The following is a 25,620-nucleotide window of genomic DNA, read 5'->3' as shown; positions in this document are numbered from 1 at the left end:
ACCCGCATGCCACTGGTCAATTTGATCTTCGCGGTGGCGACAAGTCAATGCGTGCTTGAATCACATCGTTCTGGCTCGGCGCGGTGCGCCGGAGCAGTTCGAGCATGTCTTCTTGCCGGGGTTGTCCGAAGGTGAGCCGGTAGAGCGCGACGTCGTCCTTGAGCTGCTCGTAGCGCGCTCGATCGCTGCTTAGGGGGTAGGGCGCGACGTGTCGTTCGATGCGAGTTGATCCGGGGTAGACCCAGTGGGGCGCGAAGTCGCCGCAGCGGTCCTGTTCGTCGGTGGCGACGCGGTAGGCGGCTCGCCAGGGGTTGGGGTCGGGGTCGCTGAAGATGTTCGCTGCGTGCCGCTCGGCGATGTTGCGGCGAACGGCGTGTCCGTCGCGGCGGTTGACTCGGCCTTCTCGTTGTTCGAAGTCGACAGGGTTGGCTGGGGTGTTCCAGTGGACGATGGCGTGGCACCACCAGTGCAGGTCGATGCCTTCTTGACCGACGCTGGTGCTGGCGAGCACGAACGGCCAGAACGGGGAATTGAACGCGTTCCTCACTTCGGGTTGGCGCACGTCGTCTTGGCTGAGGCGGCGTCCGCCGTAGCGGAGCGCGAATCTGCTCGTGAAGGCGATCGGGTCAGCGGGGTGGTGGGGATCGAAGGCCTCGTAGCGTGAGACTCGGACGGCAATCGCGTCGGCTGCTGCCTCCGCGAGGCTGCGCAACCTGTGGTCGTCCAGTACTGGTGATCCCTCACTCACGTAGAGGTGGTGAAGGTACTCATCAAGCACCGACTGGAGGTTCCCCCAACCGCAGTAGGTCAGGACTGCCCGCCAGTAGGGCACGCCGGCCTCGATGAGGTGATCCAGCAGCAAGGTGCTTTCCCAGCGGGCGAAGACTCGGCGTAGGCCGTTCGCGAGCACGGCTGCTGCTTCCCAGTGACCTGCGCGGCTGACCGTTGGCTGATCGTGGGTCAGGCGGTTCAGTGCCCGCCAAGCGCAGTTACCGGGGGAGTGCAATGCCAGTGTGGCGATGGTCTCTGCCAGATCCGGGGGGATCGCTTCGGGTTCGAGGCTGCCGATTGCCGCCAAAGCGGCCTCGACGTGAGCCCGGAGACCACCTTGGCCATCAGCGCGGTCCGGCTCACCATCGGCATCATCGTGGGTGTCAACGGGCTCGCCGTTCGGAACACGGGTGCCGGTGGGCACACCCGCCATCGCGTTGACGATCCGGTCAGGGTCAGCCTGGAGCGCCGCGGGGACGCTTCCGGGCCCGCTGACCGCGGCCTGCCAGTGCCAGGCCGCCGCGGAGGACGCCGTGCTCACTGCGCCCTGCGGCAAGTCACTTCTAATCTGCTCAGCGATGGCAGCGAGGGCTGCGTATGGATCTGCGGCGCCACCGGCGCGCCGAGCCGCGGTGAGCGGATCAGCGAGTTCAGCGAGGCGAGGTGAAGGCCAGAAGAGGGCCAGTGTGGTCATGGCCTGAGGGCGGTCGCCGTCGAGGCTGTAGGTGAACCTCCGCGCGAGCGAGGCTCTAGCCGCAGCGGTGTTCGCGTGCAGGGCGGATCCTTCGGCCACTCGGCGGGCCGCCTCGTAGCTGAGCAGGGAGGCCACGGCTGTGGGCGTCGCAGCCCAGGACGAGAAGACCAGTCGCTTGGTGATTCCGTGAGCGGGCGCCTCGGCGTAGGGACCGCCCGGTTGTAGGTAGGGCAGGGACGGCGGCATCCACAGGAACTTCCACCACCCGGCGGCAACGGTCTCCCCGGCGAGTTGACGTAGGCGTGCGTTGCCCATGTCGAGTGGTCCGAAGCCACGCACGGTGTCGGCGTCAATGGTGGGGACGTCGGCGAGCAACGGCTCAAGTTCGGGGCCGTCTTGAGGGTCGAGGAGCGCGTTCTTGAGGCGGGTCCCGAACTGGTATCCGTCGCTGAAGTTGAGGAAGTACGGACCGGACTTCCAGTAGTCGACGCTCATCGGTGCGTCGAGCCTGCGGGCGAGCGCGCGCAGGCCGACGTAGGTGAGCAGGTCGTCCTCGGTGATGGCGGCCGCGTCGTCCGCGTGTTCGACGAAGGCTCCGATCGTGGCTGGGTCCGGCCGCTCTTGGCGGCACATCACGGTGAGCAGCTGAGAGCGTAAGTCGGAGACAAGATCGTGGACGGGCAGACCGTCGACGACGCGGCTGCGGTAGCGCGCCAGGTCGGTCTCGATCCGGGCGACGTCCACGTCGGGTACGCCCGCAGCCAGGAACCGCAGCGTCCGCATGAAGTCGGCGTGGTGGTCGTCGCTCTCCCGTTCTTCCGCGTAGGTGAAGGGCTTGTAGGGCGTGGCGGACAACAGCAGGACCCGCGCCTGCGGGTAGTTGAAGAGGTGGTGGGCCAGCTCACCAGCCTCGCTGTTGGGGTCGAGCAAGTTCCGGAACCGTTGAAACTCGTCCAAGATGATCAGGTCTGGCTCGAGTGTCTCGACGCCAGCGCGGGCGAGGGTTGTGCGCAGTCGCTTGATGAGTAACCGGGCTCGAGGGGACTCGTCCTGCGAGAGGGTTTGCCGGCGGCCGAGTTCGGTGACCAGGTCGTTGAATTCCTCGACCAGGCCGTTACTCCGAGCCGCCCCCATGAACTCCGCGGCGATGGTGGGGTCAATGCCTGAGCGGAGCTCGTCGTCCAGTCGGTCGACATACTGTTGAAACACCTCGACCCGCTTGACCGTCCACCGCAGGATGTTCAAGGCGCCGCGCCGACGCCACCCGCCGGTGAGGTCCAGCTCGTGCCGTAGGAGGAGGTAGAGCAGGGCGCGTTCTTCGGCTGCGCCGGTGTGCCAGCCCATGTCGAACGAGGTGCCTGGGGTGAACGAGACGAGGTTGACCGGCTTGCCTGCGTCGGGTCCGGTACCGCCAGGGCTGCTGGATGCGGCACGGAGGTTCGGGGCGGCTTTGGCCAACAGGGTGAGCCGGCTGGCGAACCGCAGTTGTCGTTGGCCGGTCGGGTCGATTCGCGTGATGTTCTGCCGCGCGATGTCGGCGTTCGAGCAGACGTAGACCACGTCGATGCGGTCGACGGTGTCGTCGTCCTGCAAGGCTTCGATCGTTCGGGCGATGACGCCGCGGGCCACGAAGCTCTTGCCGAGCCCGGTCTCGTCAGCGACCAGGAAGCGGCGGCTCAGGCCCGTGCGGTAGAGGCGGTCTACGACGTGCTCGACGGTGTCCCGCTGGAAGGACGGCAGACCGTCCAGGACGGCTGCGGCGTCGAACGGGGCGGGCGGCACGCTGCTCACGAGACGATCTCCTTCGCGAGACGAGCGTGAGCGCCCATGACCGTGCGCCACAGATCTGCGAATCCGGGCGGCAGAACTGCCTGCCCTTCTGGAGTGCGTCCCAGGCTGCTCACGAGGCGATCGAGGTCGACGATCAACCGGGGTGAATCAGCAAGGGCGCGGAGGACAGCTTCGAGGATGCCGCCACCCGACGCGAAGCGCGAGAACTCACTGCCAACTCCGTCCGTGCCGGCCGAGTCGAGCCCGGACAGCGGGCCCGCCTCGAGCCCCAGCAGCAACGCGAGGAAGCGCAAGAACTTCTCCGGGGTATCCACGTAGCGGGCCAGGACGTGGTCGAGGCGGCCGGCCGGGTCGTCCAGGATTGTGGCGCGTACGACGGTGGCGGCCTTGAGCCCGCTGGGCGCCTCGAGCCGCAGCGCCAAGAAGGGTGTGACGTCTGCGAGCTGGACGTTTGTGAAGGCCACGTCTAGCGCGGCTGAAGAGGGTAACGGTCGGGCATCACCTGGGACGGTGAGCAGTTCAGCGGTGACGCGGACGCCCGAAGGAAGACGAAGCGGGCCTCGGCTTGTCACTGCGAGGTCGTACGAGGTCGTGACCGTAGTCTCGTTCCCCGCCGTCTGGGCTTCGCTGACGGCGACGACGAACCTGACCTCAGCCAGGTCACGCAGCAGGCCTTCCAGGAGGCGCCCCTCCTCATCGTCCGGGTCTGGCGCGGCGTCCCCGTCGCAGTCGTACTCCTCAAGGAATGGTCTAAGCGGTCCGTCCGGCCCGGCGAGAGCATCGATGCCCAACCTGCTACGACTCCCGTTCATCACAATGACGAACTCGACGTTTCCGTCGAACGCCGCATCCGTCGCATTGGCAGAGCCAAGGTGGACGTAGGCCTGGTGCCCCCGCTCGACGACAATGATCTTCGCGTGGAGACCGAACGGCAGTGGATCCGCGGCCGCAGACTGTTCCGGGGCATCGGTGTCGATCGCGGCGGAGTCGTTTGCCGGGAGCGCGGTCAGCACAAACCGGTTGAGGCGCTTTAGGGTCGCGGCCTGCAGTTGGTCGAAGGACTCGGGGCGAGAGATCACTGTCACGTCCGATGACTCCGGCGCCACTCGATCGAGGCCTGTGTCGGTGAGGAACGGCGAGATGACCAAGTGGCGCCGTCCGGAGAAGTCGAACGTGGAGCGCGAACCGGGGATCCCGAGAAGGTGAAAGGCGATCTCGTCGACGTCGACGGGATGCTCCCACTCGATCCGCCGCGCGTCCTGCGCCAACGCCTCGAGCCGCTCCAGCCGGGCATTCGGCAAAGGAGTGACCGCTAGGCCGGGCAAGGCACGGATCAGGTCCGACAACGGACGATTCCCTGCGGTGGGGCGAAGGGCCGCTGTTCCATCCAGCCGGACGACGGCGTCCCAGGAGCGGTCCTGGGTGAGATTGCGCGTCAGGCAGAGCAACCGGAAATGCGGTTCAGCCGAGTCCAGGTCGGTGTACCTCAGGAACCACACCTTCGGGTGGAAGAGGTGGCCGGGCCGTGGACGGCGGACCGCGTGCACCATGGGTTCGAGGAACGCCAACAGCCCCGATGCCCGGGCAGGCACCGCAATCTGGCCGGCTTGATGGAAGATGTCGAGGCGGTCACTGCACGCACGCAAACACTGCAGCGCGGCGATCGAGCCGCCGGTTTCGCTGAGTTCAGCGGCGGCGAACGCGAGCGGGGGGACCAGGGCCGCCGCGAAGTCGAGAGTGAACGTCGTCGCAACGCCAGCGTCCAGCACCGCACCCGGCGGGGGCCGAAGTGCGTCCAGAAGGACTGCCCTCTCGTCAGGCGCCAGCACTGCGGACCAGTCCCTCGGCGACGTCATTCACGAGTCGGCGCACGTTTGTCCACCGGTAGACCAGTCGCCCCGTGCCTGCCTCACCAGACCACGACTTCAGGAGGGCAGCGTTGGACAGCCGCGCCTGTCCACCCTTCTGAGCGATCTCGCGATCCCGCGCGAGGCGTCGCAACGCGGCGTCGTCAGCGGCTGCGGGCGTCCGATCGTCGATGACCGCGTCGATCCATGCCCGAACGAACAAGCGTGTTGAGTAGCCGATGCGTGGGTTCACGCTCAGTACGACACTCCACAGGTCGGTGCGGTCCCAGGCAGCCAACTCATGGGACTGGGCCTGACATTCGTCAGCCCACTGAGCCAGACGCTCACGGAAGGTCTCAACGGGTTCGCCGACCCGGGTGTACCCGGCGTCTTCGTAGCGCTCCCCGACCAAGAGGTTGTAGAGCAGAGCTGCTCCCTGCATGGTCAGGCTGAAGAGTTCAGCATGCTTCAGCACACGACCAACGGGCTCGGCGGCGGAATCTGCAGATGCATCCTGCCAGGGGGCGGAGCTCGTGGGGTCAATGGCAACGCCGCGTGCCAGCAGATGCTCCAGCAGCGTCCCTGACGCTGCCGATCGCATCCGCTCGCCCAGCCACGACGCCTCGTCGTTGGTGAGGTCGAAGCCTCCCTCGAGTGTGCTGGGGAAGGTGGCCGGTGCAGGAGGCAGGGTCGGGTGCCAGTCGCCCAGCCTGCGCTCGGCAAGCTCGTCGTCTGCCTCCTGTCCTCCCGCCGCGCCCAGTCGATTCGGCGCAACGTCCCGGCGAAGTACCCCATAGCGCGCCAGGCCTGACCAGTAGATGGTGGACGGGAGTACCTTGACGTTCGGCCCAGCGATCCGGCCGATGAGGCCATCGACCTGGCCAGCGCGGCGCATCTCCTGGATGAGGCGACGCTCTCTCTGCTCCACCCATGCTCGGAGCCCTGACCCGACGAGGCCTCGACGGGTGCCCTGTGTGAACAGCCATGGCACGATCAGGAAGTAGCGGGCCCGGGTCTGCAGCACCGAGGTCCCAGGAAAGAGGCATTCGCTGAAGGCGTCGCGGATCTGCCCTATCCCCAACTCATCCCGGCTGTCGGACTGAGTGAACAGGGCGAGCATTTCCCGCGTGGCGCGTTGCTCCTCAGTTGATGTGTCGAGCCACAACACCGACGACGTCACTTCACGCCCTTCTGGGAAGTCATGATGGGCAGCAATCTCGCGGATCTCACACCCTGTGGTGTCGAGAAGGCACTCTAGCCAGTGGCCAGCGCGCACCTCTGAGCGATTCTCAGAAAGCCAGCCCGAGTAGATCTTGGGAAGGTTTCACGAGCAAGAGCAGCGCGCGTTGGCGGTCGGTAGGACACCGCAGCTGGGGCACACCCGCGGCGCAGTCCGCGGGCGGGGGATCGGCGACAATCTGCCCTCGGCAGGACGCCGGCCGGTGGGGGGCGCCTGAGCGACAGGTGGATCCGGCTCGATCGAAATCGAGCAGCGGTCGCAGCGGGCCCACACCCTCTGGTCCCAACGTTCCACTCTTGTCAGCGGATCTCCGCACCCTGAGCAAACGCGCGTGGGATCACCATCACCGAAGGCTTCCCTGGTCGGCCGACGCCGGAGAAGGCTGAACAAGGCATCTGCAGCGAGGGGGCCTCGCCGTACAAAGACCAGGTCGCCGGGTCGCAGTGTGAGCAGGTCTCCGTTGCTCACCACGATCTCGTCGTCCACGACGCCGACGTTCTCGCGCACGGTTTCCAGAGGGTGCAGCGCAACCGTCGTCTCGCGGAACTGCGGCCACGACTCGGCAACCCGTGACGCGGGAAGCCAGACCGTGACCTGCACCCCGCGGCCAGCTGCGTCAGCTAGCGCCTGCTGAATCAGGCGCGCCGGAGCCACCTGTCGCGATGCTGCTGTAGACCACAGCACGATCCGCTTGCTGGCGTTGGCGAGACTCTTTTCCAGGTGCACCGCCCCTGAGTGGCTGTCGAGCACTCTCAGGTCGGCTCCCGGCTGTGCGTCGATCAAGCTGCGCCAGGACAACCGCTCGGCTCGTTGCGCGAGCTGGGCCAGAGCTCTGCCCACGGGGGTGGGAGCATTGGCAGCGCGGGCCAGGCGGTGGAGGTCAGCGACCACGATGAGGCGATCGCGTGCGCGAGAGAGCGCCACGTTCAACAGCCGGGGACCGGCCTCGTCCTCCGAGGCGCCGGTGAACCACCGATGAACGCCGATTCCGGAAGCTGTCGCTTCGACCGTGTCGTAGATGATCACGTCTCTTTCGCCACCTTGATAGCGGTGCACCGTTGCGGCCTCTGCGGTGGATTCGTGATCGGTGAGCATCGCGCGGATCAGACGTGCCTGAGGGTTGTACGGGGAGATGACGCCGATACTCGGCGGCTCGGTGCCTGCTTCGCATTCGATCGACCGCACCAGAGCTTCGACCACGAGGGCGTGAAGGGGGGTGTAGCGGGAGCCGAATCCGCCCGCCCGGGCCATCCACGGCAGGGCCGAAGAGGTATCGACGAGGAAGATCTCTCGTCGCGGCAAGCAGCGCGCGAGCTGCGGTGCCAGCGGCCGTGCCCCGATCTCAGGGCTGGTGATCAGTCCCGCTTCAGGATAGAACGCCGAGCCGACGAACTCCGCGATCTCGGGGCGCATCCGATGTTGCTCTCGCAGGATCGTCATGTCAGGGACCGTGACGCCAGCGGTGACTGCTTGGTTGATACCTGCCATCTCGAACACGCTGTGAGCCATCCATCGGGCGTCGGCGGAGGTTGCCGAGGTCTTGCTGATGGGGCCGAGTTGCCGGAAGTCGCCGGCGACGACGGTGTGACCTCGACCGAGTCCGGCAGCGAACATGGCTAGTGGCACTGAGAGCATGCTCGCCTCGTCGATGACCACGACATCGAACTTCTGGTCGCTGAGGTCAGCGAGGTAGCAGCGATGCGCCGTGGCGAACACCGCGCGGGCCTTCCGGAGGGCCTGTCGACGGAGGTAACTCATGAGCCGGTCGAGGCGTCGTTCTTCGGCTTGCGCTTCGGCAAGCTCGCCGTCGAGAACCTCAATCTCCTGCTTCAGTTGATCGAGCTCAATCTGATCGGTATGAATGCGGGTCTTCAGCGCCTGGGCCTCTTCGGCCGCGCGCTCAAGCTGCTCCTGGATCTTCTGCGCTTCCTCGGGTGCCTTGCCGACTTTCTCTTGTGCTGCTTGAACATCTCGGCGGTGGGTGGCGAGTTGCCGTTTGGTCAGGTGGGCGGCTTGTCCCTGGAGGACGCGTTGCTCCGCCTTCTTGAGTGCGGCTCCGGCGCGGGCAACGGATGCTTGAGCGAGGCGGTGTTCGAGGGTCTTGACCTGGCTCTCGATCGCGGGTAGCCGGGAGTGTGCCCTCTTGAGACGCCGGATGTGTGCCTGGACCTGCGCTCGTCGTGCTCGAAGGGTTCGGATGCGGTGGCCCATGGCCATCTTGGCGGCTGCCACGTTATGGCCGGCCCGTGCTGCTTCCTCGTCGAGCAGCACCGGCCAGGGTTGCCGCTCAGTGAGCCGGTCCTGTGACGGTGTCCCGACGCGGAGCACACGTCCCGGCAGCATCTCCGAGGGCTCCTGTGTGTCGAGCAGGCGTTCCAGCGCCGTGTCGACGGCCGCATTCGTGTTCGACACGACCAGGACCCTCAGGCCGTCTTCCATCAGCGCTTCGACGAGCGCAGCGAGCGTCGTAGTCTTCCCTGTGCCCGGTGGACCCCAGATCCAGCTCACCCCCGTTTGCCGGGAGCGTTGGACGGCGTTCAGTTGATCCTGGTTGAGGCCCTGGGCAGGCTTCTGCGATTCCAGCATCGTGATGGACCGGGTGGACGGAGAGCGCTCGGCCACGGGTTGGGTCGATGTGTCGTGGCGATCGGTCACCACTGGCCGCGTCAAAGCCAGTGCTGCCTCGGCGTTGAAGGGCCGCGCCGAGTGCAGCACGTCGTCGAGGTGGCGGATCTGTCCCACGATCAGGAACGAGGCATCGACTCTCAGCTGACCGCACGTCTCGTGCTGCGGCGCATGTAAGGGGAGCGCCACCCGCAGGCGCCCGCCGATGTTGGAGACGACTTCAGCGTCGTACCACCTGGTGCCGAGCTGGACCCGACAGCGTGCACCGTCAGCGATGTCGAGGCTGCCGCGCGGCACGAAGGAGTAGAGCAGGCGTTGGGGCGTCCGTGAGACAAGGACACCTTCAATGAGCTCAACGAACCGGTCGGGTTCGGATTGGGCCGCCCGGAGCTCGGCACTCAGCGCCTGGCGGATCTCGTCGGCAACCTCCTGCCACATCCTGGGAATCGGGCCGCGATCCCGTGGGGGCTCGCTGGTCTGGGATCTGGTCTCTTCCGCCTCGAGCTCCGCTGGGTCGATACCCAGCTCGGCAGCCAAGGTCGTGGACCGGTGTGACGTTGTCTGGGGTGGCCTGTGGAGATGCCAGATGCCCTCGGGTGATTGCCAGGCGCCCATCGCGGCCAGGGCGGCCTGGAGTTCGGCGTCGGATGGTGCTTGCCAGCCCATCGACTCGAGACGGCGGGTCATCTCGGTGACGTTCGCGGGTGCGCCGCGAAGGACGACTCGTACGGCCACCTCAAGGCACTTCGCGTTCACGGCAAGAGACCCCCTGAAGACCGGTATCGACACCGGTCGGCAGGCTGAGTCCGCCTATTCGGTCATCGGCGCTCATGTACTCGTATGGACGAGCGCCTCGCGACGGTGTATGTGCGACGTGGATAGCGATCCGACGGTCCGGCCCACCCGAACGGCCGGGCCGGCCTCGACTGTTTGGCTGGTCTTGATCATTCCGATGTGGGGAGTCGAGTGGTTTGTCCGCTTTAGATCTTCGGCTCTGGCTAGGCTCACTGCACGCCATACGCGAGGCCTGGAGACTTGTTCAGGCGACGCGTGGCGGTGTGATCGCGTCGGATGCCGGGGGAGATGGCGCCTGACCTGGGGAGACGCACGTGGTGGGGGAGTTCGGTGGCGCTGTGAGCGTTGCGTCCGGAGCGCGGCCCGAGCTGGTGGAGCGGGGTCGGCGTCTATTCCAGTTCTTGTCGGCCGCTCAGCGGCTGCGGTTGGCTCCGGTGCGGACGACGGCGTCGTATGAGCGTGACGGCGCGGTCTTCTGGCTCGGTGAGCTGCCCCTTCATCCGGCCGTGTTCACGGTCCTCGACGAGGCCTCCCCGGTACCGGAGGCGCCGGTGTTCGTGGTGCGCCGGGTTGCGCGCCTTGAACCGCCGGAGCCTGGCCCGGTGGTGGAGCCGTGGCTGGATGGGACGCATACCGACCCTGAGCGCCCGGCCGAGCTGCGGCCGACCCGGACGGTCGTGACCCCGGGTGGTCCGGTGGAGGGGGAGACCGCTTACCTGGAAGATCATCCGGAGGTCGAGGCGGACTTCCGGGCCTGGCGGGTCGGGTGGGATGCGTGGGCTGGGCAGCAGGTGGTGGACCGGCCGGTGCGTGCGTTGTACAAAGAGCTGTTCGCCGCCCACACCACGGGGAGCAACCAGCCCGAGGACTACGAACTTCTGCTCGGTGTCGGCTGCTTGGCATGGACGCCGCAAGAGCACGAGCCGGTGCGGCGGCACACCCTGGTCACGCCGGCCGCGATCGATTTCGATGAGTCGACCGGCACGTTGACGGTGCGGACAGAGCCGGGGCTGGACGCGTTGAGCGTGGAGCTGGACATGCTCGACCCCGCGCGGGTGCCGGCTCAGCATCTGCGCCAGGACGTGGTCGAGCGGGCCAGGGTGCACGAGGCCCACCCGTTGGATCGGGCCGCTACCGGTGATCTGCTGCGTCGCCTGATCAATGGGCTGGACGCCGACGGCCGCTACGACGACGTCGACAACCGGCCGGCGATCGGGGCGGTTCCGGTGATGGCGTTCGCGCCCGCCGTGATTCTGCGGCGCCGCTCCCAGGTCGGCCTGGTCGCGGTCTTCGATCAGATCGAAGCGGCGATCGCGCAGGGTGGCGCGGTCCCCTCGGGCCTGTTGCCGTTGCTGGACCCGGATCACGTTCCGGTGGCGGTGCCGGATCCGTCGCCGGGAGCGATGGTCGAAGTGGACGACGAGATCTTCCTCCCGCTGCCGCTGAACGATCGGCAGCTGGACATCATCCAGCGGGTCGACCGGCAGGCTCAGACACTGGTGCAGGGCCCTCCGGGGACAGGGAAGACCCACCTCGCGGCGGCGTTGATCTCCCACCTGTTGGCCCAGGGGAAGCGTGTGCTGGTCACCGCGCACACCGACCGGGCGCTCAAGGAGGTGCGGGGAAAGCTCCCCGATGAGATCCGTCCGCTCGCCGTCGCGGTGGTGGGTACCGATAGTTCTGACATGGCTGACCTGAAGGTCGCTGTCGAACGCATCTCCAGCCGCTCCAACGAGGGAGACAACGGTGTCCTGGTGCAGGAGATGCAGGGGCAGATCGAGGCCGCTCTGGCGCAGATCGACCAATTGCGACGTCGCCGGGCCGAGCTGCGCGCCCGGCTCGTGGACGCCCGCACCGCTGAGGTGACGCCGAGGTCGTTCGCCGGGAGTTCCGGCACCCTCGCCGAAATGGCCAGGACCTACCGGGATCAGGCCGAGGCGCACGCGTGGCTGACCACTCTGGCGCAGCCCGAGGTCACCAATGACGCGCCGTTGACTGGGCAGCAGGCGACCCGGTGGCTGGAGCTGCTCCGCGACGTCGAGGTCACCGCGAACGAGGCGGAGGCCGCGGGCCGGTTGGTGGACCTGGCCTGGTTCCCCACGCCGACGCAGTTCGCTGCACTGCTTGACCGCTACTCCGCCGCGAAGGCAGGGCACGACGCGGTGACCGACTGGATCCGTCAACCCGCGTTCGCGCCGGTCAGTGCCCTGGCCACGGATGAGCGGGCGGGGCTGCAGCAGCGGTTGGGTGAGCTGGCCCGACAGGTGGTCGGGTTCGAGCAGCGTGGTGAGCAATGGATGGCGCATGCGTTGCACGACATCCGCACCGGCCGGGCCTCGACCTGGCAGAGCCGGGCCGAGCACATCCACGGGTTGCTCGGCTCGGTGTGGCCCGGGTTGCAGCAGCTCGGTCCGGCGACGCGGGTGACGGTGGCCGCCGGCGCGGACCGCGCTGCGATCGGGGCGCTGGCCGAGTATCTGCGCAGCCACGTGCAGGGCGGGGGGAGCGTCAAGCTCAACCCTGACGGCTCGGTGAAGCTAGGGGCGTTCAGCGGGAAGGCGATCAAGAACAGCAGCCCGTTGTTCGAGGCGGTCCAGGTCGATGGCCGACCGCCGACGACGGCCGAGCAGCTCACTGCCGTGTTGACCCATCTCGACGTCGAGCGCCACCTCGCGGCCCTGGATCAGGCCTGGCCAGCCGAGGTCCAGGTGCCGCAGGAGGACACGCTTCAGGAACGGTTCCAGTGGCATGCGACCGAGCTCGGCCAGCTGCAGGCGCTGCTCACCGTGGGTCAGGAGATCGCCGCAGAGCAACGGCGGTTCGAGGAGTTGCAGCTTCCGCAGCCGAACTGGAACGACCTGAAGGCAGTGCTCGCGTTTGCTCATCTGGTCGATGCGGCGTCGGCCCGCGATGCCTACGCGGCAGCGGCGGCACCGCTGCAAGAGCTCGCGGCGGCCAGCGGTCAAGGAGTGCAGCAACCGGGGGCGGCACCCGTGTGCGGCGCCCTCGACGACGCCGTCCGGTTTGGCAACCGGGGGGCCTACGTGGAGGCGTATGAGCGCATCCGGTGGCTGTTCGCGATCCGGCAGCTGGTAGCCGAGCGGGATGCGTTGACCGCCCGCGTCGCAGCTGCCGCCCCGGCCCTGGCCGCGGCGGTGACCTCCAGCCTGCACGAGCAGACGTGGACGCAGCGGATCCCGGCTCTCGCGCAGGCATGGGACTGGGCCCGGGTGGGTTCCTGGATCCTGAGGCAGGAAACCGAGGACGCCAACGAACTACAGCAGCAGCTCGACGTCGCTGAAGACAGCTTGCGGGCCGCGATCGAGCGGCTCGCCGGCGTCCGCGCCTGGCGCCACGCCCTGGCCCCGACCCGGCTTTCCGGCCAGTCGCGCGCCGACCTCAATCAGTATGTGCGCCTGGTCAAGCGCTTGGGCAAGGGCGGCGGCAAGTACGGCGACGTCCGGCGGGCAGAGATCCGTCAGGCGATGGACCGTTGCCGTCCGGCGGTCCCGGTGTGGATCATGCCAATCTACCGGATCGCCGAACAGCTGCACGTGAGCGAGAACATGTTCGACGTCGTCATCGTTGACGAGGCCTCCCAAGCTGGACTGGAGGCGACGTTCCTGCAGTACGTGGCGCCGAAGATCGTTGTGATCGGTGACGACAAGCAGGTGTCGCCATCCGCGGTCGGGGTGGACCAACAGAAGCTGCGTGACCTCGCCAACCAGTTCCTCCCCGATCACCGCTACAAGGAGTCGTGGCAGGACCCGAAGATGTCGCTGTTCGACGCAGCGAGCATCTGGTTCGGCAACAAACGCACCCTGATCGAGCACCGCCGGTGCGTGCCCGAGATCATCGAGTTCTCCAACCGGATCGCCTACGAGCCGGACAACATCCGGCTGGTGCCCGTGCGCCAGTTCGGCGCCGACCGGCTCGAGCCGGTCAGAGCGGTCCGGGTGACCGACGGGTTCGAAACTGGCGGTAGCGGAACCAAAGTGAACCGCCCCGAGGCAGACGCGATCGTCTCGCAGATCGAGAAGTGCCTCGCCGACCCCCGGTATGACGACAAGACCTTCGGCGTGATCTCCCTGCTCGGGCCACGTCAGGCAAAGGTGATCAACGACCTGCTGCTGGAACGGATCGCACCGGAGGAGTGGGTGGCCCGCGACCTGCGCTGCGGGGACGCCCCGGCGTTCCAGGGGTCCGAACGCGATGTCATGTTCTTGTCGATGGTCTCCGCCCCCGAGCCTGGCCAGCGGATGGGGGCGTTGACGGTCGAGGCGAACGTGCAGCGCTACAACGTCGCCGCCTCCCGGGCCAAGGACCAGATGTGGGTCTTCCACTCGGTGGCGCTGGAGCAGCTGACCAACCCCGAGGACATGCGGTTCCAGCTGCTGGACTACTGCTACCACGGTGTGCGTGGGCTACGCGTCGACGACAGCGGCGCCTTCTTAGGCATGGTGCACGAGGATCGGCGGGTCGAGCCGTTCGACTCCTTGTTCGAGCAGCGGGTGCACAACCGGCTCGTCCAACGCGGCTACACCGTGCTGCCCCAGTTCGACTCGATGGGCTATCGGATCGACCTCGTCGTCGTCGGGGCCAAGGGACGCCTCGCCGTTGAGTGCGACGGCGACTACTGGCACGGCCCCGACCAGTACATCCGCGACCTGGCCCGCGAACGCGACCTACGCCGTTGCGGCTGGCAGTTCTTCCGGATCAAGGAATCCGCGTTCTACGTCGACGAGCACGCCGTCCTCTCGAAGCTCTGGGCGACCCTCGACGAACTCGAAATCAAGCCCGCGGGTTGGTCAGACGCGGTCGAGGGCAGCGACGAGGAGGTGGACTCGCACGCCGCGGATGACCACGACGGCGAAGGGGCGCTCGACGAGGACCTGGACATCGTGTCGTGGTCGACCATCGAGGACGGCGTCGCCGAGGTCGTGCCGCTGGCCGCCTTGTCGCCGTCAGCAGCGGCACCCGCCGTGGTTGGCTCGCCGGAGGAGGGGGTGTTGCTTCCCTACGAGAAGTACACCGGGTCGGCGCCACCGGCAGCTGAAGCGGCTCGACGGGATCTCGAGCAGATCCTCATCGATATCGTCGCGGTGGAGGGCCCGGTGATGGGGTTCCGGATCCACTCCGCCTACGTCGCGGCGTCCGGTGGGCAGCGGGTTGGGCCAGCAATAGCGCAGACGTTGAACAGCGCCCTGACCCGGCTGCTGCGCCGAGGGGCGCTGGTCGCCTCCGACCCGCTCGGCCGGGCCGGCATGCGACCCCGGACGTTCCGTCTCCCCGAGCAGCCTCTCGTGGTGCAGCGCGAGCTCGGCCCGCGAGACCTGGCCCACGTGCCGCCCCACGAACTCGCCGCGCTTCTGCGCGACGCCGCGGAGGTCACCGCATGGAGCAGCCCAGAGGCGCTCTATCGTGAAGCGCTGCGTCGACTCGGCCGGGTGCGACTGACTCCAGGCGTCCTGGACACGATGGCCTCGGTGGTCGACCTTGCTCGGACCTTCGACGAGGGTGCCGGCGGTGAGGGCGCCGACGCACGACTTGCATAGATGGTGCGAGCTGATCGAGACCCGCCTGCGGCGAGTCGATCAAGAGGCTAGTCCCAACCGTTCGCCGCCGCCGGGCTATCGAGATTCGACCGCCCACACCATGACCGTCGCGCACTCGTTACCGGAAGGCGACGGTCCGCAGGCGGTCATCGCCCATGATCTGCACGGCGGGACGACGTTGCCTGCGCCAAGTCGGGACACAGCACCGCGGCCTCGGCTGCGAGCTGCCCCGGCTAACACGGATCGAAATTCGTACTGTCGCTTGCCAGCGGAGACTGTGGGCGCAACGGTGTAACCGGCGGTTGGTGTTTTAGAGGCTAGCAGGGGTGGGCATGCGGTCGGCGAAAACGACCGCCAGGACGTTCAGGACGGGTTTCCAGCGGGTGATCCATCGTTTCTGTCCGGTTCCTTTCGGGTCGAGGCTACGGGTGGTCAAGTACAGGGTTTTCATGGCTGCCTGCTCGGTGGGGAAATGACCTTTCGCGTCCACGGACCGCCGATACCGGGCATTCATCGATTCAATCGCGTTCGTCGAGCAGAGCAGTCTGCGGATCTCGATGTCGTAGTCCAAGAATGGGATGAAGTTCTCCCAGGCATTCCGCCACAGGTTACTGATCGCGGGATACTGCTTCCCCATTTCTCCTCCAACGATTCGAACGCCGCCCACGCCGCCGTGGCGTCCACCGCCGTATAGATCGCTTTCACGTCCCGGGCGAGCTCACCCCAATACCTCTTCGAGGAATACCGGAACGTGTTCCGGATCAGATGCACGACACAGGTCTGCACGATCGTGTCGGGATAGATCGTGTTCACTGAATCGGGCATGCCTTTCAAGCCGTCACAGACCAGGTAGAAGATGTCGATCACCCCACGATTCTTCAACTCGGTTAAGATAGAGATCCAATACTTGGACGACTCACCCATCCCGGCGGTGCCGGCCCACAGGCCCAGCACGTCCCTGCGGCCCTGCAGGTCCACGCCGATGGCCGCGTAGAAGGGCCGGTTGGCGACCTGCCCGTCCCGACCTTCACAGCACCGCGTCGACGAACACGGCCACGTAGTGCGAGGCCAACGGCCGGGTCGACCATTCCGTCATTTCCTCGATCACCTGATCGGTGATCGCCGAGACCACATTCTTCGACACACTCGCGCCGTAGACCTCCGCGAAATGTGCGCTGATCTCACCGGTGGTCAACCCGCGCGCATACAGCGACAAGACGATCGCATCGACATCACCCATCCGGCGCTGACGTTTCTTCACAATGACCGGATCGAAACTTCCATCCCGGTCCGCGGGACATCGATCTCGATCGGCCCGACCGAATCAGTCAACACCGTCTTCGACCGGATCCCGTTACGGGAATTCCCGCCGTCGCGGCCTTCCACGGCGTGCTTCTCATAACCGAGGTGACCGGTCATTTCTCATCCAGCGCTGTTTCCAGCACCGTCTTGGTGAGGATCTTCAACAAGCCATCCGGCCCGGTCAAGCAAGACCACGATCCTGGCAGATTTCACCATCTCCCGGATCGCGGCCCGCTCAGCATCACCAGGCTTGAGCTCAGACATCTCGATTCTCTTAGCCAGAGCATTCATGCCCTGCATCTTGTCGGCCATCACTGGACCTTCCTGGCAGACACGCTGGTCTACCCGTCAGGCCGGTTACACCGTTGGCCCTACAGACCCTGCCAGCGTGATGGGACCACTCGTTCTGCCACGAGGATGGGACCGTCGCGGGCGCGATGACGGCTTGGATGCCGAGGTGGCTGACGCTGGCAACGCGTGGTCGTGGATTGTGGCGGTGATATTCGCGCTGTGAAATGACGTGGTCAGGCGACGCGGTCGGTGTCTTTCTGGCGGGCGGCTTCGCCGGTGGTGCCGACCAGGGTGCCGATGGTGGTCCAGGTCATGCCGGCTTCGCGGGCGGCGCGGACGGCGTCCAGTAGGTGTCGTTCGGCTTCGGAGCGTTCGCGGACGGCTTCACGGAGCAGCGTGACGGCGCTGGGGTCGAGTTCGTCGGTGGGGGTGGGTTCGTAGTCCTCGAATCGGGCGCTGAGGTCGTCGGCGTCCTGCAGGATCTCTTCGACGGATCGGGGCATCGTCATGACTCCTCCCTCGCTGATGTGCCTGAGCAGCAGCGGCCGGGATCGGCTGATCCGACCTCCACACGGTACTTGTGTCAGCTCGTGGTGTAGGAGGGCGGTCGCTCGGGTTGATGTTCGAAGGCCTATGGGCCGAGTCAGTTCGCCTCGCTGGTGAATGCCTTCTTGGCGGCCTTGCCGATGACGCCTGTGAGTGCGGCGTCGACGCTTCCGCCGATGAGGCCGCCCGCTACCGGGATGGCGCGAGCGAGGGTGAGGGCTGATCGCTGGGTGCCGTACTTGGCGATCAGGTAGAAGCCTGCGCGGGCGTTGACCTGGCGTATGACTGCGTGGGGGATGGCTTTGATGGACTGCTTGGCGACCTGTTCGCCGATGGTGATGCCCAACCCGGATGTCGCTGCCTGGAGGCTGCTGCCGGCCACGGTGAGCAGGATGACCGTCCGCGTACGTGGATCATCGAGTGGATAGCCACGCAGATGGGCGATGGCGCCGACCATCCGGGCGTTGATCGCCAGGTTGTCTGCCATGTTGGCGGGAAGTGTCACTGGCAATGCCAGAAGGCCGCCGAGGCCGGTGACGAATCCGGTGGTCCCGGCGGCAGCGACGGACTCGCGGATGATCACCCTGATCGCCGAGTCGACCGCGTCGGCCTGCTCAGGTTGCCGGTTCGGTGGGGCAGTCGCCCCGGGTCCATGGACAGATTGTCCAGTCGTACGGCAGGGCCGCGAGTATGTCCTTCAGAAAGGCCTTGTTGGGGTCCCAGTGGGGGGACAGGACCCGTGCGAGGCTGAGGATCGAGACCTGCGCGACGCCGGCCTGCTTCAGCGTGACGGCGAGGGACTGCGAGCTGGCTCCGGAAACCCAGGCGTCGTCGATGACCACGACGTGCTGGGGCAAGGTTGCAGATCCCGCAATCGTCCATGAGTCGGGGTGCAGGGCACGGTCGGGCGCTGGAGGCGTGAAGTCGATGGGGATCTCGGACGCCGGCGAGGTGGTGAGGCCACGCACCAGGTCGACGAGGACGGTGCGGGCCTTGGTTGATGGGACGACGGCCCACCCGTGGTCTTCGGTTCCAGCGAGCGTGGTTGCGCACCGGAAGTGACCACGAAGTCCTACGGCGAGGAGGGCCTGGATGATCGGCTCGAAGGCTGCGCGGGTTCGGGTCTCCTTGTAGCTGCGCATGACCCGATAGGTCTGGGATGCCGGCTGGTCGGCGTACACGAGGAACCCGGCCCGATCGGCCACCGGCAGGCCGCTGTGTCGGTGGCCCTGACACTGAGCGCAGAGGCTGTAGCTCGCATCGATCGGGAGTGCGCACACCGCGCAGGCTGCCCAGTTGCCGCTGGTGACCGAGTGGAGGTAACTGCCAGCGACTCGGGTGAGGTCGCTGCCGACGTTGGAGACACGTTCTCCGAACGTACGGCTCACGCGGAGACCAGTTCGTCCAGGGCGCTCTGCAATCGCGCGGGCGCTTCACGAACGTCGTTCACGGCGGCCGCGAGGTCTCGCAGCGAGCTGACGACGTACACGTGCGGACGCCCGACCAGTGCGGCACCCCAGGACGTGCTGGCAGCCACCCGGTCGGTCAGGATCACGGGCCTGCCGTGCTCGCCGGCAACTCGTGCCTGGATCCGTGTGCCGGAGTGCTCGCCGGCTTCGATGACGATCGTCGCCAGCCCGTACCCCGACATCGTGGCGTTACGCATCGGGAACGTGTGCTTCGCCGGTGGGGCGTCGGGATAGAACTGCGAGAACAGCAATCCGTGATCGGCGATCTCACGCTGGAGTGCGCGGTTGGACGCCGGGTAGGCGTGTGTGATCCCGGTGCCGAGGAATGCCACCGTTCTGCCGCTGGACTCGAGGGCTGCCTGATGGGCTGCTGTGTCGATGCCGGCGGCGAGACCGGCGATGACTGTCAGGCCCTGCGAGACGAGCAGACGCGCGGCCTCGGTGGCCAGCTTCAGCCCCCAGGCGGACGCCGATCGCGATCCGACGACAGACATGCCGTCATCCGGCTCGTGGAGGGTGCCCTCATAGAACAGGAACGGTGGGATCTCTCGGATGCCGAGCAACCGCGAGGGATAGTCAGGATCGAGAACGGTGACCCACCGAAGCCCCGCCCGCGCCCACTGGCGGACGTCAGAGATGGCCCGCTCATGGTCGGGCTCGAGGTCGGGCGAGGCGAAGAGCGCGTCATCGGCTGGCTGACGTAGAAGGTCTGTTGCGCTCCCCGCAGCCACGGCGTCGGCGGCGATCTCGTTCCAGCCGGCGCCACCTGACTTTCGCCGCAGCAGAGTCAGCAACGCTGCGAGCTCCTGTTCGCGCGACTCCATGCAAGGCAGCCTAGCCGGGCACTCCGACAGTCTCCGGAAGACACCGTTGGCGAGTGGGAGGACTGTCGGGGGCGACGTGATCGATCTGCATGCCTACGGGGGCAGTCGCGCCAAGCTATCCGTGTGGGAGCGTGCCAGGGAGAACATGGGTTGATCTCCGGAAAGTGCGTGGGCTGATCTTCAACCCTCGTCGACCCCTTGTCCGACACGGTCTGCCAGTGGCGGATAGAGTGCCGCACAAGGGACGTCCGCGAGGGTGTTCCTGCAGGTCAGGGGCTTGTTCGGCGGGCTTCTGGGGGTCAAGGGGTCGTGGGTTCGAATCCCGCCGTCCCGACCATATAACCGCAGGTCAGAGGCATGATCAAATCATATACCCCCTCGGGGTATGAAGATCATGGGCTGTACGTGGGCTACTTGGAGTCGCGAGGCTGGTGGGGCAGTGCCCTCCCATGGTGCCCGCATTCGCGCAGGTGGATGGCTTGATCAACAGGCGCGCCCACCAAGCGCATGAAGATCACGGCCTGTGCATGGGGCTGTCTTGGGTTAAGGGGTCATGGGTCTAGTCTCGTTGCCCGCCGAATGCCTGGTCATCGTTGCGGGCGCCATGGCGCCGCGTGCAACAGCGCACTGTGGTGATCTCCAAGGCGGCGGCGGGTGCGATGGACCTCAGGTGAGAGCATCGAGTGCTTCGGTCGTCGATTGCCTTACCTCAGCCCGGTTACACCGTTGGCCCTACAGACCCGACCGCCGTGCACCTCGGCAGCAACCGCGTCATCGCTTGGTGGCACATCCCCACCTGGACTTCACCCCCCCGGCGACTGGCAGCCGGGTTGGCAGCCGCGTTGGCAGCCGGGTTGGTGGTCGGGTTGGTGGTCGGGTTGGTTGTCGGGCTGGTGGCCGGGCTGGTGGCCGGGCTGACGGCCGGGCTGATGACCGGGCTGCAGATCGCGTCGGTTGTGGCCGGGATGATCGGGCTGGTGGCCAGGCCGGGAAGCCTGTCTGAGGGCGAGCCGCGTAGCTTGGTCTTACGGCCCGTGCGACGCCGGGACCTTCTCGCGCTGGTGGGTGGGCTGGGGGGCTTGCTGGTGGCCGGGCTGCTGGGCGAGCTGGAGGGCGACCTGGTGGCCGGGCTGCAGGCCGTGCTGATGATCGGGCTGGTGGCCGGGCTGGCGAACTTGATGCGGGCCTGGTCCAGCCCGGCGACCGATGCTGCTGCAGCCGCCCCCACTACCACCTACGCCGCTGACCGCCGCCACGGGCTGGTGTTCGAGCTGATGGTCGGGCTGATGGCCGGGCTCGCGTTTTGGGTGGTGGCCGGGCTGATGGTCGGGCTGGCGTTCGGGCTGGTGGCGATGGTGCTGGCGTTCGGGCAGGTGGCCGGGCCGGCGGGTGGGCTGTGGGTGAGCGAGCTGGTCCTGTGGGCGCAGTCGCGGGAGCGGGTCCGGTTCATGTCTCGGTCACGCCCTCGGCTGCGGTCACGTCACCGGGCTCGGCTGGGGTTGTTGCCGGACGCGGTGACGCGCCAGGTGTTGCGTCAGGTGGGGCCGGTGTACCAGTTCCGGCACGCCGAACTGCAGGACCGCCTGGCCACGCAGGGCGCTACAGCGATCAGGAATTGACCGCTGACAATATCCATTATCGGCGGCTGGTGAACCTGAACCGGAAGTGACTACCACCTGAGTCCCCGATCTCACCCACGATCTGCCCGCCGCCGCAGACCTCAGGCCAGCCGACGTCTGCTGCCCACCCGGCCCCCATCCACGCCGGAGTCGGGGTGGGCGAACGTCCTCCGAGGACTGCCTCGCGTGTGCTCGCTCCCCAAGCGATCGCCGAGGATCCTCAGCGTGGGGACTTACCTTCCTCGATCCGGCGGGCATCCTTCGCCCGGCCCACCTCCCGGTAGCCGTCTGCGAGGTTGCTTCGGGAGGTCAGGGTGTCGGGGTGTTCGGGTCCCAGGACGCGTTCCCTGGTGGTCAGGGTCTGCTCGTGCAGGGTGATCGCGTCCTGGTGGCGGCCCACCGCCTGGTAGCCGTTGGCGAGGTTGTTGCGGGAGTGCAGGGTGTCGGGGTGTTCGGGTCCCAGGACGCGTTCCCTGGTGGTCAGGGTCTGTTCGTGCAGGGTGATCGCGTCCTGGTGGCGGCCCACCGCCTGGTAGCCGTTGGCGAGGTTGTTGCGGGAGTTCAGGGTGGCGGGGTGTTCGGGTCCCAGGACGCGTTCGCGGGTGGCCAGGGTCTGCTCGTGCAGGGTGATCGCGTCCTGGTGGCGGCCTACCGCCTGGTAGCCGTTGGCGAGGTTGTTGCGGGAGGTCAGGGTGTCGGGGTGTTCGGGTCCCAGGACACGTTCGCGGGTGGTCAGGGTCTGCTCGTGCAGGGTGATCGCGTCCTGGTGGCGGCCCACCGCCCGGTAGTCGAGGGCGAGGTTGTTGCGGGAGTGCAGGGTGTCGGGGTGTTCGGGTCCCAGGACGCGTTCGCGGGTGGTCAGGGTCTGCTCGTGCAGGGTGATCGCGTCCTGGTGGCGGCCCACCTCCCGGTAGCCGTTGGCGAGGTTGTTGCGGGAGTTCAGGGTAGCGGGGTGTTCGGGTCCCAGGACGCGTTCCCGGGTGGCCAGGGTCTGCTCGTTCAGGGTGATCGCGTCCTGGTGGCGGCCCACCGCCCAGTAGCCGCCGGCGAGGTTGTTGCGGGAGTTCAGGGTGGCGGGGTGTTCGGGTCCCAGGACACGTTCCCGGGTGGCCAGGGTCTGCTCGTTGATGGTGACCATGGCGGTGTAGGCGCCGACTCGGTACAGCCAGATCCCGACGGTGGTGGCGGCCTGCGTGACGTCTGCGCTGGTGTCGGGATGGGTGGGGTGGCCGAGCAGGGTCAGGGTCTGCGCGGCGATGTCGTCGACCAGGCCGGCCGGTGGGGGTGGCGCGTCAGCTCCGGGGAGGGCGTGCTGCAGGGCCTGGGCGGCGGTGGTGAGGATCTCGTCCGGGTCGGGGTGGGTCTCGCGCAGGGTCCGGCCGATGAGGCGGTGCATCACCACTGCGGTGTTGTCGGCGGTGAAGGTGATCAGTGAGGCCCGCGCGAGGATCCCGATCACCTCGTCGGCGTCGTCCACCGTGAGATGGTCCTCGACCACGGTGTCGAGCAGGTCGGTCAGCAGGGTCCGGGTGATGCCGGTGGGGTCCAGGACGCTGAGCAGGCCCAGGGCAGCGCGGGCGTGGGGATGGGCGAGGGCAGCGGTCTGCACGGACAGCAGCACGGCTTCGGGCAGCCGCCGCGGGTACCCGGGTGTGGGGGGTAGGGCCGCGGTCAGGGTGGTGTCGGTGAGCTTGTCCAGGTATCGGTGGTAGGTCAGGTGCTGCGCGGTGATCACGCCGGCGGCCTGCGCCAGGGCCAACGGCAGATCCCCGAGAGCGTCGGCGACCTGCCGTGCGCCGCCGGGATCGTCCAGCCCGGTCCGTTCGGCCAGGTAGGCCAGGGACTGTTCACGGGTGTAGTCCCCGAGATGCACTGGCTGTCGGTCCTCGACCCGGGCGGCATCAGCCGCGACACCCTGACCCGGCTGCTGCTCCATGACCCCGGCGGCCGCCGCCGCTGGTGGCACCGCAGACGGCCCCGGCAGGCGCTGCGGTCTGCCGCCGAGGTCGAGGACGTGGTCGCTGCCTTGGTGGCGGCCTCGCTGATCACCCGCACGGTCGAGGGGACCGCTGTGGTGATGCACCGCCTCATCGGCCGGGTGGTCCGCGAATCCGGCCCCCCAGGAGTCCTCGACACCGTCCTGACCGGCCTCGCCCCCGCCGTGGTGGGCCTGCTCCCGGCGCCGGGGGCACCACCCCCACCGGAGGTCGTCGCCGAGATCGCTGCCCAGACCGTGGCCCTGCTCGACCACGGCGCCCACCCGATCCGACCCACCCCGACCGTAGTCGCCATCACCGCCACCGCCACCACCATCGGGCTCTGGCTGTACCAGGTGGGCGCCTACACCCCCATGGTCACCATCAGCGAACTGGTCTTGGCCGCCAGTGAACGTGTCCTGGGACCCGAACACCCCGACACCCTGGCCTCCCGCAACAACCTCGCCGCCGGCTACCGGGCGGTGGGCCGCCACCAGGACGCGATCACCCTGGACGAGCAGACCCTGGCCACCCGGGAACGTGTCCTGGGACCCGACCACCCCGACACCCTGCAATCCCGCAGCAACCTCGCCAACGGCTACCAGGCGGTGGGCCGCCATGATGATGCGGATCGGCTCGACGCACCGCCCAGTTGATCGCTGGGGTCGGGATCGGCCGCCCCGTGACGGGTGTCGCCGATGAGAACGGCACGCTGAGGCGCCTTCGACCCACCTGCCGTGGGCCGCGACAACTGGTCGTGCCCGCTGCCGAGCAAGTGAGCGATCTTCCAGGCCCGTCAGCGACTGGGCTCGCAGCCGTTGGTGGATCTGTTCGAGCGTGTGGCCAATCCGCTGGGAGCTGTTGGGATGCCTGGGGTCTGGGTCGCCGGTCGCCGGTTGGTCACGGTCGACGGGACCTGTCTGGATGTGGCGGACACCCCGGCGAACGACGAGCACTTCGGCCGCCCGGGGGTCAACAAGGGCGAGCAGGCGGCGTTCCCGATGGCCCGGGTCCTGGCGGTCGCCGAGTGCTGCGGATGAGGCGATCCCGCTGACGGCGCCAATAGACCCTGAGGCCCGCACCGAGTGACCTAGCCGCTGGCGAGTGACGCACAGCACGGATCGGGACGACCCTGCCTCCTGCAGCGATCAGCGCGAGCACGGGTGGTTCAAGGATGTGGATCCTGGACTTGCGCTGGATGCAGGGACCGAAGGGAACCCGACGGGTAGCTTCGCGTCCTCGAGGCTGGCCCCCGCCACGACGATGTCGTCCACGTGCGCGGCGATCAGGTTCGCCTGGTCCAAGCAGGCGCCTGAGAGATCGGCTCCACTCAGGTCGGCACCCTGCAAGTCCGCTCCTGTGAGATCTGCCCCGCGCAGTGTTGCGCCCCGCAAGGATGCTCCTGTGAGTCTCACGCGCGCGAGCTTGGCGCCATTGAGATTCGCCAAATCGAGGTGCCTGCCAGAAAGATCGGCTGCGGTCGAGACCGGGGCAGTCGCAGACGGTGTGCGGGAAGGCGAAGCCACGGAGGCTGTATTCGTTGCGGTCCCCTGTGCCGCACCGAGCGCCAACGAGCGCCCTGTGACAATCTCATCGACGTCGGGTCGGGCAAGAAGCCAGATCAGCAGGATGGGCAGGATCAGCCCCGTTGCGAGCAGCGCTAGGTGGGCGCGCGTGGCAGATCGGAACAGGGTTGCCGCGTAGATCAGTAGCCCCGCAAGAGCAAGGACGAGTACCCGTAAGACCCAGGTGGGGCCGGCTAGTTCCCCGATCACCGCCGCGATGGAGATCGTGGCGGCCGGCACTACGACAAGTGGGTTGGGGTGATCTCCAGACTTTGGGTGCGCCGGCACGCCCGAGGAATGGGCGGGTGCGGGCTGGGTCACGTGCGAACCTTCTCACCCTTCGGGCCTCAAGTTTGGGTTGCTCGACCCCAGAGGTGGTCGGTGTGTCGACTGGACATGCTGTTCCGGGTAACTTGGATCGGAGGTGATCGAATGTCTCATCAGCGCGTCGCGTGGGTGGTGCTAGGTCTCACTCACTTCTTGTTCACGCAAACCACGACCCCGGGGGGACGCGTGCCGGGGCCTCAGCCGTCCCAGGGCGGGCGAAAGCCATCGAAGCCGGCGTCGACATGTGGAGGCTGCGGTGCGTCTGGCCGTCTCGCTGGTGGCCTGTGCCGTAAGTGTCGCAAGTAGCGAATTGTGTCCCAGTCTCCCCTCGTGGACGCGGTGAAGGGACCCGCCGAGAGCATCGGACGCTACTTCTCAGTTCT

General features: G+C 67.2%; 13 protein-coding genes and 2 pseudogenes. 4 read left to right on the top strand and 11 right to left on the bottom strand.

Annotation, left to right across the window (positions count from 1 at the left end; translation table 11 throughout):
• Nucleotides 1–16 precede the first annotated feature (16 nt).
• Genes IPK24_15540 through IPK24_15525 form a run of 4 tightly spaced genes read right to left on the bottom strand, consistent with a single transcriptional unit; the run spans nucleotide 17 to nucleotide 9,655 of the window.
• The gene (locus IPK24_15540) at nucleotides 17–3,256 is read right to left on the bottom strand and encodes a helicase (protein ID MBK8076939.1); all 3,240 of its coding nucleotides are present in this window, start codon (nucleotides 3,254–3,256) and stop codon (nucleotides 17–19) included.
• Complete coding sequence (locus IPK24_15535) at nucleotides 3,253–5,025, bottom strand: phospholipase D family protein (protein ID MBK8076938.1); 1,773 nt, start codon at nucleotides 5,023–5,025, stop codon at nucleotides 3,253–3,255. Before IPK24_15535 ends, IPK24_15540 begins: the two co-directional genes overlap by 4 nt.
• Nucleotides 5,026–5,071: 46 nt before the next feature.
• The gene (locus IPK24_15530; protein ID MBK8076937.1) at nucleotides 5,072–6,379 is read right to left on the bottom strand and encodes a hypothetical protein; all 1,308 of its coding nucleotides are present in this window, start codon (nucleotides 6,377–6,379) and stop codon (nucleotides 5,072–5,074) included.
• Between the two features lie 48 nt (nucleotides 6,380–6,427).
• Nucleotides 6,428–9,655, bottom strand: a complete 3,228-nt coding sequence (locus tag IPK24_15525) for an AAA family ATPase (protein MBK8076936.1) — start codon at nucleotides 9,653–9,655, stop codon at nucleotides 6,428–6,430.
• Between the two features lie 422 nt (nucleotides 9,656–10,077).
• Here IPK24_15525 and IPK24_15520 point away from each other — a divergent pair, with 422 nt between their 5' ends.
• Nucleotides 10,078–15,318: an AAA family ATPase gene (locus IPK24_15520; GenBank protein MBK8076935.1), complete on the top strand. Its 5,241-nt coding sequence runs from the start codon at nucleotides 10,078–10,080 to the stop codon at nucleotides 15,316–15,318.
• A gap of 310 nt (nucleotides 15,319–15,628) precedes the next feature.
• Here the strand turns inward: IPK24_15520 and IPK24_15515 are convergent.
• From IPK24_15515 to IPK24_15495, 5 genes and pseudogenes are all read right to left on the bottom strand, one after another.
• Nucleotides 15,629–16,884: pseudogene (locus IPK24_15515) on the bottom strand (IS256 family transposase).
• Nucleotides 16,885–17,144: 260 nt separating this feature from the next.
• A complete protein-coding gene (locus IPK24_15510) occupies nucleotides 17,145–17,420 on the bottom strand; it encodes a hypothetical protein (GenBank protein ID MBK8076934.1) in 276 nt (91 codons plus the stop codon).
• Between the two features lie 134 nt (nucleotides 17,421–17,554).
• Nucleotides 17,555–18,040 carry an EcsC family protein gene (locus IPK24_15505; protein MBK8076933.1) on the bottom strand — a complete coding sequence of 162 codons (486 nt, stop codon included), beginning with the start codon at nucleotides 18,038–18,040 and terminating at the stop codon, nucleotides 17,555–17,557.
• Nucleotides 18,041–18,071: 31 nt separating this feature from the next.
• On the bottom strand, nucleotides 18,072–18,845 hold the full coding sequence (locus IPK24_15500; protein MBK8076932.1) for a hypothetical protein: 774 nt from the start codon (nucleotides 18,843–18,845) through the stop codon (nucleotides 18,072–18,074).
• On the bottom strand, nucleotides 18,842–19,750 hold the full coding sequence (locus IPK24_15495; GenBank protein ID MBK8076931.1) for a DNA-protecting protein DprA: 909 nt from the start codon (nucleotides 19,748–19,750) through the stop codon (nucleotides 18,842–18,844). Before IPK24_15495 ends, IPK24_15500 begins: the two co-directional genes overlap by 4 nt.
• 749 nt (nucleotides 19,751–20,499) lie before the next feature.
• Here IPK24_15495 and IPK24_15490 point away from each other — a divergent pair.
• Nucleotides 20,500–21,369, top strand: coding sequence for a hypothetical protein (locus IPK24_15490; protein MBK8076930.1), 870 nt, complete (start codon nucleotides 20,500–20,502; stop codon nucleotides 21,367–21,369).
• 220 nt (nucleotides 21,370–21,589) lie between these two features.
• On the opposite strand, the gene IPK24_15485 is transcribed toward IPK24_15490, so the two are convergent.
• Complete coding sequence (locus IPK24_15485) at nucleotides 21,590–23,242, bottom strand: tetratricopeptide repeat protein (protein MBK8076929.1); 1,653 nt, start codon at nucleotides 23,240–23,242, stop codon at nucleotides 21,590–21,592.
• Here IPK24_15485 and IPK24_15480 point away from each other — a divergent pair.
• Both IPK24_15480 and IPK24_15475 read left to right on the top strand, forming a co-directional pair.
• Entirely contained in the window at nucleotides 23,237–24,001 is a 765-nt protein-coding gene (locus tag IPK24_15480) for a tetratricopeptide repeat protein (protein ID MBK8076928.1), read from the top strand. The genes IPK24_15485 and IPK24_15480 overlap by 6 nt on opposite strands.
• 108 nt (nucleotides 24,002–24,109) lie before the next feature.
• Nucleotides 24,110–24,376 (top strand): annotated as a pseudogene (locus tag IPK24_15475) (transposase domain-containing protein).
• A gap of 117 nt (nucleotides 24,377–24,493) precedes the next feature.
• On the opposite strand, the gene IPK24_15470 reads toward IPK24_15475, so the two are convergent.
• Nucleotides 24,494–25,003 (bottom strand): pentapeptide repeat-containing protein, encoded by a 510-nt coding sequence (locus tag IPK24_15470; GenBank protein ID MBK8076927.1) that lies wholly within the window; start codon nucleotides 25,001–25,003, stop codon nucleotides 24,494–24,496.
• Nucleotides 25,004–25,620 lie beyond the last annotated feature (617 nt).

This window comes from Kineosporiaceae bacterium (assembly GCA_016713225.1).
GTDB lineage: Bacteria > Actinomycetota > Actinomycetes > Actinomycetales > Kineosporiaceae > JADJPO01.
The sequence above is the reverse complement of the archived record's forward strand: the minus strand, read 5'-3'. Positions and strand labels throughout refer to the sequence as shown.

Excerpts from the sequence above, each read along its gene's own strand:
- IPK24_15510 (MBK8076934.1), bottom strand. The coding sequence starts at position 17,420 with ATGACGATGCCCCGATCCGTCGAAGAGATCCTGCAGGACGCCGACGAC.
- IPK24_15480 (MBK8076928.1), top strand. The coding sequence starts at position 23,237 with ATGCACTGGCTGTCGGTCCTCGACCCGGGCGGCATCAGCCGCGACACC.
- IPK24_15495 (MBK8076931.1), bottom strand. The coding sequence starts at position 19,750 with ATGGAGTCGCGCGAACAGGAGCTCGCAGCGTTGCTGACTCTGCTGCGG.
- IPK24_15525 (MBK8076936.1), bottom strand. The coding sequence starts at position 9,655 with ATGACCCGCCGTCTCGAGTCGATGGGCTGGCAAGCACCATCCGACGCC.